This is a genomic window from Rhizobium sp. 9140 (assembly GCF_900067135.1).
Lineage (GTDB): Bacteria > Pseudomonadota > Alphaproteobacteria > Rhizobiales > Rhizobiaceae > Ferranicluibacter.
In genome coordinates this window covers 3,220,331-3,232,059 of sequence record NZ_FJUR01000001.1, presented here as the reverse complement: position 1 = coordinate 3,232,059, position 11,729 = coordinate 3,220,331, and the positions used below count along the sequence as shown (strand labels likewise).

8 protein-coding genes are annotated in these 11,729 nt (G+C 63.1%); 1 reads left to right on the top strand and 7 read right to left on the bottom strand.

All coding sequences use genetic code 11. The features are described from left to right. Positions 1-6: 6 nt before the first annotated feature. The 6 genes from GA0004734_RS15175 to GA0004734_RS15150 all read right to left on the bottom strand — a co-directional run bounded on the left by GA0004734_RS15175 (position 7) and on the right by GA0004734_RS15150 (position 8,925). Entirely contained in the window at positions 7-1,215 is a 1,209-nt protein-coding gene (locus GA0004734_RS15175; RefSeq protein WP_092935000.1) for a glycosyltransferase family protein, read from the bottom strand. A 45-nt stretch (positions 1,216-1,260) separates the two neighbouring features. Continuing rightward, on the bottom strand, positions 1,261-2,478 hold the full coding sequence (locus GA0004734_RS15170; protein ID WP_175386397.1) for an ABC transporter permease: 1,218 nt from the start codon (positions 2,476-2,478) through the stop codon (positions 1,261-1,263). Then, on the bottom strand, positions 2,475-3,473 hold the full coding sequence (locus GA0004734_RS15165; protein ID WP_092934998.1) for an ABC transporter permease: 999 nt from the start codon (positions 3,471-3,473) through the stop codon (positions 2,475-2,477). Before GA0004734_RS15165 ends, GA0004734_RS15170 begins: the two co-directional genes overlap by 4 nt. A 3-nt stretch (positions 3,474-3,476) precedes the next feature. Continuing rightward, positions 3,477-5,399, bottom strand: coding sequence for an ABC transporter substrate-binding protein (locus GA0004734_RS15160; protein WP_092934996.1), 1,923 nt, complete (start codon positions 5,397-5,399; stop codon positions 3,477-3,479). Then, positions 5,396-7,378, bottom strand: coding sequence for an ABC transporter ATP-binding protein (locus GA0004734_RS15155; RefSeq protein WP_092936341.1), 1,983 nt, complete (start codon positions 7,376-7,378; stop codon positions 5,396-5,398). Before GA0004734_RS15155 ends, GA0004734_RS15160 begins: the two co-directional genes overlap by 4 nt. 206 nt (positions 7,379-7,584) lie before the next feature. After that, on the bottom strand, positions 7,585-8,925 hold the full coding sequence (locus GA0004734_RS15150) for an adenylate/guanylate cyclase domain-containing protein (protein WP_092936340.1): 1,341 nt from the start codon (positions 8,923-8,925) through the stop codon (positions 7,585-7,587). 257 nt (positions 8,926-9,182) lie between these two features. Between GA0004734_RS15150 and GA0004734_RS15145 the strand changes: the two genes are divergently transcribed. After that, on the top strand, positions 9,183-10,514 hold the full coding sequence (locus tag GA0004734_RS15145) for a nucleotide sugar dehydrogenase (RefSeq protein WP_175386396.1): 1,332 nt from the start codon (positions 9,183-9,185) through the stop codon (positions 10,512-10,514). A gap of 4 nt (positions 10,515-10,518) precedes the next feature. Here GA0004734_RS15145 and GA0004734_RS15140 read toward each other — a convergent pair whose 3' ends face one another. Next, positions 10,519-11,685, bottom strand: a complete 1,167-nt coding sequence (locus GA0004734_RS15140; RefSeq protein WP_092934993.1) for a DUF3095 domain-containing protein — start codon at positions 11,683-11,685, stop codon at positions 10,519-10,521. Positions 11,686-11,729 lie beyond the last annotated feature (44 nt).

Here is an 11,729-nt window from a genome sequence, read left to right as displayed (position 1 = left end):
GGAGTCTCAGGCCTTGACGACGCTCAGATGGTCGCGTTCCCGCCCGTCTAGCATGTTGCCGACGATCCGGGAAATATTACTCAGGCCGTCGAGATGCATGTTGCTCGCATGGTGGGACGGCGGCGCGCGGTGCGGCAGGGCATGAAGAGCGGCGGCCAGCCGCTTGGGGTCTGCGGCCTCCTGTGGCAGCAGCATATCGATGAGCCCGAGTTCACTGGCGCGGCGGGCGCGGATCAGCTGTTCCTCGCGCGGGACGACGCGCGGCACGATCAAGGCCGGTTTGTCGAAGGAAAGGATTTCGCAATAGGTGTTGTAGCCGCCCATGGCGACGACGCCGCTCGCATTGGCGATCAGCTCTTCCATGCGGTTGTCGAACTCGATCACCGTCAGGTGCGGGGTCAGCGCGCATTTCGACAGCAGCTTGTGGCGCTGCTTGGCCGGCATATAGGGGCCGAGCACGACGAAGGAGGGGTGCGTCAACGTCGGATCGGCGCGGTAGGCATCCACCACATCGTGGATGAGGTCGGATCCATCACCGCCGCCGCCGGTGGTGATGAGGATATAGTCGCCCTTCGGCTTGTGCTCGGAGCTGACATCGAGCGAGACGCTGCGCTGGAGGAAGCCGACGAAATCCATGCGGGCGCGCACCTGCGCCGGTACGTCGAGACCGACCAGCGGATCGTAGAAGTCGGGCGGGCCGTAGACCCAGACCGTGTCGTAGAACTGGCCGATCTTGCGCATCACGTCGTTGCGCTTCCACTCGGCGTCGAGCAGATGCGGTGCATCCATGACCTCGCGCAGGCCGAGCACCAGCGTCGTCCCCTGATGCTTGAGATAGGCCAGCGTGTCCTCCACCTCGCCGCGAAGGCCCATCGGCTCCTTGTCGACGATGAAGATGTCGGGCTTGAAGGTCTCTGCCGTGTGCCGGATGATCGAGCGGCGCATCTTCAGCGTCTCGTTCAGATCGATATGGCGATCCATCGACGTGTATTCGCCGTTGCGAAGCTTGATGACGCTGGGGATCTTCACGAAATCGACGCGGGCGCGGTAATCATAGGCACCGGCGATGGTCGCGCCCGAGATGATCAGGACCTGCAGGCCGCGATAATCCTCGACGAGCGCATGCGCGATTGCCCGGCACCGCCTAAGGTGGCCCAGTCCGAACGTATCGTGGCTGTACATGAGGATGCGAGCATTCTCGATGCGACGCGTCATCGGCACGGCTCCACGCACAGGGCAGGCTTCATCACCATGGAAAACTCACTTGTACGGATCAGCCGCATCTCTAAGTCCATCGCCGAGAAAGTTAAAGGCCAGGATGACGAGAATGACCGGAATGGTTGGGTAGAGCAACCATGGATAAAAAGCGATGGTACTGACGCTGCGCGCTTCCGTCAGGAGAATGCCCCAGCTGGTGATCGGTGGACGTAGACCAAGACCGAGGAAACTCAAGGCAGTTTCGCCCAGAATCATCGCCGGAATCGACATGGTCGCGCTGGCGATCAGGTGCGACATGAAGCCGGGCACGAGGTGGCGGCCGATGATGCGGCTGGTCCTTGCCCCCATCAGCTGTGCCGCAAGCACGTAGTCCTCCTCGCGCAGCGCCAGCAGCTTGGAGCGCACCGCGCGGGCAAGACCGGTCCAGTCGAGCAGGCCGAGAATGGCGGTGATGCCGAGATAGATGACGAGGGGGCTCCACGTGACCGGCATGATGGCTGCAAGCGCCATCCAGAGCGGAATGCTCGGGATCGACTGCAGCACCTCGATAACGCGCTGGACAATGAGGTCGAAGACGCCGCCCTTGTAGCCGGCAAGGCCGCCGATGACGATGCCGAGAATGAAGCTCATCGTGACGCCGAGCAGGCCGATGGTGAGCGAGATACGGGCGCCGTAGAGAATGCGCGACAGCACGTCGCGACCGAGCCGATCGCTGCCGAGCATGAAGAACTGCCCGCCCTGTGCCGGACAGACGAAATGGAGCGAGGCGGGAACGAGGCCCCAGAAATTGTAAGCGTCGCCGCTGCAGAAGAAGCGCAGCTTCTCGATCCGCTCGGGATCTTCCGTATAGACGCGGCGCAGCGTGTCCATATCCAGGTTCATCGTGCGGCCATAGACGAACGGGCCGACGAACTGACCGTCATCGAACAGATGCACCTGTTGGGGCGGCGCATGGATGAAATCCACGTTGCGCGTGTGCAGATTGTAGGGCGCCAGAAACTCGACGACCGTGATCATCGCATAGAGCAGAACGAGGAAGACGAGCGAGACCAGGGCGACCCGGTGCCGCTTGAACTTCCACCACATCAATCGAAGCTGGGATGCTTCATAAACGTGCTTCTGTTCCTCGGTCATGGTTTCCACGGCCATGGGATCGAAAGGGGCGGCGGATACGAAGTGCGTCAGGGGCTGGCCGGATTCGGGCAGGCAGGCGGGAGGCGTATTGGAGGACGTCGTGGACGGCGGATGCGTTGATGTCACTTCGTGCTGCCCCCCTGGAGCCGGATGCGCGGATCGAGCAACGCCAGCGCGATGTCGGAAACGAGCACGCCGATGACGGTGAGGAAGGCGAGGAACATCAGGAACGAGCCGGCGAGATACATATCCTGGCTTTGCAGCGCCTTGATGAGCATCGGGCCGGTGGTTTCGAGCGACAGCACGATGGCCGTGATTTCCGCACCGGAGATAATGGCGGGCAGGATCGAGCCGATGTCGGCGATGAAGAAGTTCAGCGCCATGCGGAGCGGGTACTTCACCAGCGCGCGGAAGGGGTGAAGCCCCTTCGCCTTCGCCGTCACGACATATTGCTTCTGGAGTTCATCGAGCAGGTTGGCCCGCAGCCGGCGGATCATGCCCGCTGTCCCGGCCGTGCCGATGATGATGACGGGGATCCAGAGATGTTCCAGAATCGACAGGAATTTGTCCCAGCTCATGGGCTGCGACAGATATTTCTGGTCCATCAGATGCCCGATGGATGTGCCGAACCACATATTGGCAAAATACATGAGGATCAGCGCGAACATGAAATTGGGAATGGCAAGGCCGAGCAGACCGAGGAACGTCAGGCCGTAATCACCCCAGCTGTACTGGTGCGTGGCGGAGTAGATGCCGATCGGGAAGGCAATGAGCCAGGTGAAGAGGATGGTCACGAAGGAGACCATCACCGTCAGCCAGAGCCGGTCGCCGACCACGTCGGAAACCGGCAGCTGATATTCGAACGAATAGCCGAAGTCGCCGTGCAGCATGCCTGCGACCCAGTAGAAGTAGCGCATGACCGGCGGCTTGTCGAAGCCGTATTCGGCCCGCAACGCCTCGATTTCCGCCATATCGACGCCTTCGCCCTGGGCGCGCATTTCCGAGATGTAGCTCTCGAAATAGTCGCCCGGAGGCAGTTCGATGATGGTGAAGACGAGGGCCGAGATAATGACGAGCGTCGGGATCATGGCACTGACGCGCCAGAGAATGTATCGCAGCATCGATCAGCTCACCTTGTCGCCGAGCCAGAACGTATCCGGCATGTAGACCCCGAAGAAGCAGGTCGGATCGAAGCCGTAGAGGCCGTGTTCCGGAACGTTCTGCATGCGCGACGAATGAAGGATCGGCTGGAGCGTGGCGTTGACCATACCGATCGAATAGACCTGATCGGTGTAGATCGACAGCATCTCGTGCCAGATCCGCGTGCGACCGGCATTATCCGCTGTGCGCCGCCACTCTTTCAGGAGATCGACAAGCTTCTGCGCCTCGGGAAGCTCCGGCGCATGACCGAACTGCCCGAGCGACAGGTAGTGCATACCCCAGACCGGCCATTGCAGCTGGACGTCGCTGCTCGGTGCCAGCTGCCCGGGGTTCATGTCGGCCGTCGGCACGCCATTGTCGAGCCCGAGCCACATGGACATCATGATCTCGCCGCCCATGGTGCGGTTTCGAAAGACCTCGCGCTGGGAGGTCTTGATGAAGAGCGGAATGCCGATCTTTGCCCAGTGATCGGTCACGAGCTCGAGCACGTCGGTTTCCAGCGTGCTCTCGCCGGCGGATTCCACCACGATCTGCGCAAGACGGCCATCCGGCAGCAGGCGCATGCCGTCTTCGTTGCGGCCGGTCAGGCCCGCCTCGTCCAGCAGGCGGTTGGCCTGCTCGGTGTCATGCTGCGACCATGCGGCGGCATATTCGGGCTTGTAGAGCGGGCTCTCCGGCAGCACGGTATCGGCGCTTTCCTTGCCGAGGCCGTAGAAGGCAACTATATTGATCTCGCGCCGGTCGATGGCGAGCGAAAGGGCGCGGCGAACGCGGACGTCGCGCAGCAGGCCCTGCCAGACGGGGTCACCGTAATTCAGGTTCGGCAGCAGCGCGACGCGCGACCCTTGCGTGCGCTTCCACAGTTTCACCTTCACCGGATACCGCTTTTCGGAATCCTTGATGAAGGCGTAGTCGGTAAAGTCGATGTTCTGCGCCTGCAGGTCGGCTTCGCCGCCACCGGTTTTCGCGGCGATGATGCCGGGCGTGGAGACGTTGAGGACGACGCGGTCAATATAGGGAAGCTGCACCCCGTTCTCGTCGACGCGGTGGAAGAAGGGGTTCCGGTCGAAGAGGAATTGTTCGGCCGGCGAGGCCGTCGTGTTCTGCCACGGGTCGAGCGTCGGCAGGTCCGGATTGTCGGGCCGGTTCTGCCGCGACATCTTGATGTGCAGGTCCACCCACTTCTTGACCCGGTACGTCTTCATGAAAGTCTTCAGCTGTTCCTCGGTCTGGTACTTTTTGTGGAACTGCTTCATGTACGCGGCGGGCAAGAGCAGGATCAACGGCAATGCCGCTGCGAGGTTTGGCAGGAAATCGGGGTTCGGCGCGTCCCAGCTGTAGCGCACGGTGCGCTCGTCCAAAACCTCGAACCGGGGCGGCTTTCCCTCCGCCAGAAGCTCCCGCTGCACACCGCCCTTGCGCAGGTCCTCGTTCAGGACCACGTCTTCCCAGGTATACCGGAAGTCTTCCGACGTGAGTGGGCTGCCGTCCGACCAGCGATGGCCCTCGCGAATGCGGAAGGTGAAGACCTTCTCGCCCTCGACCTCGCAGGCCTCCAAAATATCCGGCTGGAAATTCAGTTTCTCGTCGTAGCCCACCAGACGGGCATAGCCGTTAATGAACATCACGCGGATGTCCTTCTGGCTGCCGATGAGGATGCGGATGGAGTTGCCATAGCTTCCGGGCGTGCGGCCCATGGCGGCGAGGTTGACGATGCGTGGCGTCTTCGGAACCCGCTCGGCCATCGGCGGCAGGGTGCCCGCCGCGATCTTCTCGAGAAGGATCTTGGGCTCCGTCCCCGCGGCCATGGCGTTGCGCGGCAACATAAGCCGGGGCAGGGCGATGGCGGAGGCGAGGAGGCCGAGTGTCGTGCGGCGCTTGATCACGGCTGGAGCTCCTTCACATCGGCATTCCGGCTCGCCAGAACCCAGTGACCGTTGCCAAGATCGGCGGGCGCTAGGCCGCTATCGCTTTCGCCGGGGCGGAAGGCAGAGTTCCAGCGCTTCTTATCGGAGGCTCCCCCCGCATTGAGCGCGACGAAGTCGAGGGGCCGGTCGAGGTCGGGGAAGGGCACAGCGGCCAACAGCGCCTTGGTATAGGGGTGGACCGGCGCGCGCATCAGCTGTTCGCGCGGCGCAAGCTCGACGATCCGCCCGGCACACATGACGGCGATACGGTCGGCCATGTAATCGACGACGGCGAGATTGTGCGAAATGAACAAATAGGTCAGGCCGAGTTCCGCCTGCAGATCCTTCAAGAGGTTGAGGATCTGCGCCTGAACGGAGACGTCGAGCGCGGAGACCGGCTCGTCGCAGATCAGCAGTTCCGGCCCGAGCGCCAAAGCGCGGGCGATGCCGATGCGCTGGCGCTGCCCGCCGGAGAAGCTGTGGGGATAACGGTTCATGTGCCGCTCATCGAGGCCGATGGCCTTCAGCAGCGACTTGACGGTCTGCTGCCGGCTCTTCGGATCGCCACGGCGATGGATTTCGAGCGGTTCGCTGAGGATGTTCTGCACCGTCATGCGCGGCGAGAGCGAGGAGACAGGGTCCTGGAAGATCATCTGCATGCGCGTGCGCAGCCTGTCCAGCGTCTTGCCTTGGGCTTCGCGGATGTCGATCGGGCCATCGGCCGAGTTCAGCATGATCGAGCCGGTGTCAGGCGAGAGAGCCCGCATCAGGATCTTGCTGAGCGTGGTCTTGCCGCAGCCGCTTTCGCCGACGAGTCCGAGACATTCGCCACGATGGATGTCGAAGCTGACATCGTCCACGGCGCGATGCTGGTTGGCCTTGCCCTTTTTCCACCAGCCGGATTTGCGGCTGGAAAACGTCTTGCCGACATGGCGCACGGAGAGGAGCACATCGTCGCCCGGTGCCGGAAGCGTGTCCTTGCCCAGCCCCGGATACGTGCTTTTGGCGAGTACCGGACGCGTATCCTCGACGCGGGGTAGCGGGCGAGCGGGCGCAGGTTCGCCCTTGCGCCGCACGATCAGGCTCTCGACGTTGACGGGCACCTCGCGCAGCGCCTTCAGGCGCTCGCCGGGCTTCATATCGAAATGCGGGACCGCGGCCATCAATCCCTTGAGATAGGGGTGGGAAGGATTGCGGAAGATATCCTCCACCGAACCCGCTTCCATGATCTCGCCGTGATAGATCACCACGACTTCGTCGGCCATGTTGGCGACGATGCCGAGATCGTGGGTGATGAGCAGTACGGCCATGTTGAAGGTCGATTGCAGATCCTTGAGCAATTGCAGGATCTGCGCCTGAATGGTCACGTCGAGCGCCGTCGTCGGCTCGTCGGCAATGAGGAGCGACGGCTTGCAGATCAGCGCCATGGCAATCATCGCGCGCTGCCGCATGCCGCCGGAAAGCTCGAACGGATACATGCCGAAGGCGCGCTTGGGGTCGGGGAAGCCGACGAGACGCAGCATCTCTTCGGTCTGTTCCCGCTGTCCCGGCTTGTCGACGTTGCGGTGGATGCGCAGGCTTTCGCTGATCTGGTCGCCGATCGTGTGGAGCGGCGACAGCGAGGTCATCGGCTCCTGGAAGATCATGCCGATGCGGTTGCCGCGAAAGGCGCGCATGTCGGCACCGTCAGGCGCGAGCGCCGCGAGATCGACGACACCGCCCGGTGTCGTTTCATCCTTGAAGAAGATCTTGCCGCCGATCCTCGCCGATTTCGGAAGGATGCCCATGATGGCCTGGCTGATCACGGATTTTCCGGAACCGGACTCGCCCACAAGCGCCGTGACTTTGCCCGGAAGGACCCGGAGGCTGGCCTTTCGAACCGCGTCGATCTGGCCGCCGAACATGGCGAAAGAAACGCTCAGGTCCTCGATCCGCAACAGGTCTCCGCCTGATGTCATGCCTGCCATTCCCCACTTATTCTCTCCATCCGATGCGGATGGTGGCTGGCTTTGCGCCGATACCTTATGGGAAGACTATCGCAGGCATTTCGGCCTGTCCATGACCGCAATGTAAACCGCACGGTCACGCCTTCCCGGCGTCGGCTGCGGGTCTAGCGTCGTCATGTATCGTTTTTTTTAAATAATGCCCCGCAGGCAGATAATTTCTATTGCAGCAGTTTGTTCCAGATGTCCCGCTGCGGCGTGTTGCGGTTGCGGTAAAGCAGCATGACCTGCTCGGCCTCCGAACTGCTCTCCTGCGTGCGATGGCGGATGGCTTCCGCCTGATCGATCTTCAGGAGCTTTTCGCTCGGTACCAGCACCGTCAGTTTCTGGCGCACGCCGCGCAGCTTTTCCTCGCCGAGCGTCTCCCATTCGCCGCCGGCATAGGCGGTGAAGGCCTGGCTGGCGACGATGTGGGTGGAATGCTTCTTGGTCAGGCCCTGCAGGCGGGAGACCTCATTGACGGCGGTGCCGAAGGCGGAGAAGGTCAGGCGGTCGCGCAGGCCGACATTGCCGAACATGACGTTACCGATATGAAGGCCGATGCCGTAGCCGACCTCGCTCAGTCCGTTTTCGCGGCGCTCGCCGTTCATCTCGGCCATGCGTGCGGAGGCCTGGCGCACGGCCTCCATGGCGGCAAGGGCTGCGGCCTGCGACGGTTCGCGGTGGCGCCCGCAGGGGTAGACGGCGAGGAAGCCATCGCCCAGGAAGCTCAGGATCTCGCCGCCGCCGCGGTTGAACGGCGTGGCGATGGCATCGAAAAACTGGTTGAGCGTGTCGATATAAGCCTGACGGCCTTCGCGTTCTGCGAGAACGGTCGATTGGCGCATGTCGGCCATGACGAGGACGGCGCGGATGGTTTCGCCGTCGCCACGCCGGATCTGGCCGGACAGCACGCGCTTGCCGGCGTTTTCGCCGAGATAGGTGGTGAGCATGTTGTCGGCAAGCTTGCCGAGCACGGCCATCTTGGCGGCGACGGCCAGACTGCTCTGGAGCCGCAGCATGGCCTCGATCAGCTGGTCGGAGAAACCTTCCGGCGCGTCCGTGGTCCAGGAGCCGACCATGCCCTGTCCATGACTTTCGCTGAAGGACTGTACGAAGGCGAAGTAATCGGTCGCGCCGTCGCGCTTCAGTTCCTCGAAGATCGGGAACTCGATGGGAGACTCCGGCGTGATGCGGCGGCGCAGATGGTCGAGGTCGTGGGAATAGAGATAGTAATAGGGGCTGCGCAGGAAGCGCTCCGCATCCGTTTCGCTCTGACCGGCGCGAAAGCCCTCGACGGTGACGCCCTTGCCGCGCTGCCAGGTGAAGCCGAGCGCGTCGTAGAGTGGATGGAGCATGGCGAAGCTTAGATGCACGCGCGACAGCGGCACGCCGGCGGCGGCAAGCCTTTCGCAGAAGCCCGTCACGAGCATCTCAAGCGAGGCGCCGTTCAGCGCCGTCTGCTTGAGCCACAGGGACACGCGATCGAGCAGATGGGTGGAAACCTGCTGCATCTGGGTCATGTCGATCTTCCCGCTGTTTGCCGCGAACGATCGCCGCAGGCCGATATCAACCCCCCGGCGTGACGCGATCGTCTTCACGATATAATGATGCGGTATGGCGGAAACCAGAATGGCGGCGACGAAAAGTTGGCGATGGCTGCTGCGCGGGAATTCGCATGATGGCCTGGCCCCGATATCCTGGCCTTGACAGCGGCAGGCCAAGTCCGCATCTGCCATGGCTTCGGCGTGCGAGGCGCGCCCAACAGGCAAGGTTACCGATGAGCACGTCCTCCCACGCGGTTCTCCTGTCGCGGATCGCCGATCGCACGGCGCATGCGGGCGTCATCGGCCTTGGCTATGTCGGACTGCCGCTTGCCATCGCCATCGCGCGCAAGGGCTTCACTGTCACCGGCTTCGATATCGACCCCGGCAAGATCGTCGCCATCGAGGCGGGTCGGTCCTATATCGAGGCGGTCGGCGACGATGTTCTCTCGGTCGAGCGGGATGCAGGCAGGTTTTCCGCGACGGTCGATTTCGATGGCCTTGCCGCCTGTGACGTCATCGTCATCTGCGTGCCGACACCGCTGACGCGACATCGCGATCCAGACCTCACCTATATCGTGAAAACCTGCCAGGAGATCGCGCTGCGGCTGCGGCCGGGACAGCTCGTAGTGCTGGAATCCACCACCTATCCCGGCACGACGACGGATGTCGTGCGGCCAATCCTGGCTGCCACCGGGCTCGATATCGGGGGGGAGGTCTTCCTCGGCTTCTCGCCCGAGCGCGAGGACCCTGGCAACCGCGATTTCTCGACCACCAGCATTCCGAAGATCGTCGCTGGCGACGGCGATGCGGCAGCGCAGGCGATGGAGGCGTTCTATTCGGCCGTGGTGGAGCGCGTCGTGCCTGTCTCCACGACAGCCACAGCCGAGGCGGTGAAGCTGACGGAGAACATTTTTCGCGCGGTCAATATCGCGCTCGTGAACGAGCTGAAGACGGTGTTCGAGGCGATGGGCATCGATATCTGGGAGGTGATCGACGCGGCGAAGACCAAGCCGTTCGGCTACATGCCGTTCTATCCCGGCCCCGGTCTCGGCGGGCACTGCATCCCGATCGATCCGTTCTATCTCACCTGGAAATCCCGCGAGTACGACATGCCGACCCGCTTCATCGAGCTTGCGGGCGAGATCAATTCGGCTATGCCGAAGCATATTGTCGGGCGGCTTGCCGAAGCGCTTGACATTCACCTGGGTAAAGCTCTGAGCCGGTCGCGCGTGCTGATCATCGGGCTTGCCTACAAGAAGAACGTGCCGGATATCCGGGAAAGCCCGTCGCTGAAACTGATCGAGCTGATCGAGGAGCGTGGCGGCAGCGCATCCTTCCATGATCCGCATGTGGACGAGATTCCGAGAACGCGCGAATATCTGTCGTTGAAGGGCCGGCGCTCGGTGCCGCTGAGCGAACTCGGCCGTTTCGATGCCGTGCTGGTTGCGACCGATCACGACGATGTCGATTATGCGCTGATCGCGCAGCAGGCGCCGCTGGTCATCGACACGCGCAACGTTTTTGCCCGCCGCGGTATTCAAGGTGGATTGATCGTAAAGGCCTGAGGCGTCAGGCCGCGGGTGCGGCCGGCATGGGTGCCTTTAGGTGGCTGGCTGCCATTGCATAGCCGCCATTGGCGCCGTCGATGAAGTGCATGTGGTCGCGGCTGAGTGCGGTCGGCACGATGCAGGTCATCAGCGCCTCGTCCTGCCGGTGCAGGCCGTACCGGCAGACGCCTTCGGACGCTGCGCGTTCCAGCCGTGCTTCCAGGCTGACGAGGCGGGTCGCCTCGATGTCGATGGTCATCTTCAGCCCGTCGTCGAACTTGCGAAAGTCCGAATTGGTGGCGACGTCCTGGCGGTAGATCTTCGGATCGAAGCGGCCGAGCGTCATTCCAAGCTTTGCCAAGCCATAGGTCAGTGCCGCTTCCACAAGGATGCGGCCGCGCTGACGCAGGCGGCGAGGTTTTCCGACCGTGCGCACCTCCGTTTCCAGACCTTCGCGGGAGAGGCCGAGCGTCGGGCCTTCCGCCGGGACCGGATGGCCCTCTCGCTCCTCGCCCGCGGCCAGCGCGACGATATCGGAAACCAGCGTCGCAAACGGTCCGGCCTCCTTGCCGGGGCAGGGCACCGCAATGATCGAGACGATCGCGCCGTGGCGGGAGGCGATGGGGTTCCAGCGACAGGAGAGGCCGGTGAGGTCGGGGCGGGCACCCGCCGGCGCCGGCGCGACGAGATAGCGTCCGGCCTTCATCTCCGTCTCCGCCCATGCACCGCCGCCGCCGGCAAACATCGCATAGGAGACGTCCGGGCTGACCTGGAAGCGTGCCACGCGCACATCGAGCCCAGCCATGCGGATGTCGGAGACCGGGACGAGGGCGGCGCGCAGGTCGAGATCGAGCTCTTCGCGCGCATAGAGTTGAACGGAGGCCAGCGCCGATGTGGCCGCGACCAGCGCCGAGGGGGGAAGCGCCACGAGCGCGCCATCGCCGCCGAAGACGAAGGGAAGGTCGAAATGACCGACCGCGTTGAGCACCGCCGAGATGACGCTGGCGCCGGCCATGTTAACGGCCTTGTACCGACCGGCGTCGATGGCGCCGGTGGAATCGACGATATCGGCGCTGGCGATCCACCAGTCGATGGGTAGCGGGCGATAGTTCTCCGCGTCCGCCACGCCCTCGAACGCCGTGAAGACGGGGAGTGTGGAAAAGAACTGGTCGCTCTGCATCTGTGCCATGCGATTTAAGGTAGCACAGCCTTCTCCGTCCGACAGGCCGTGCC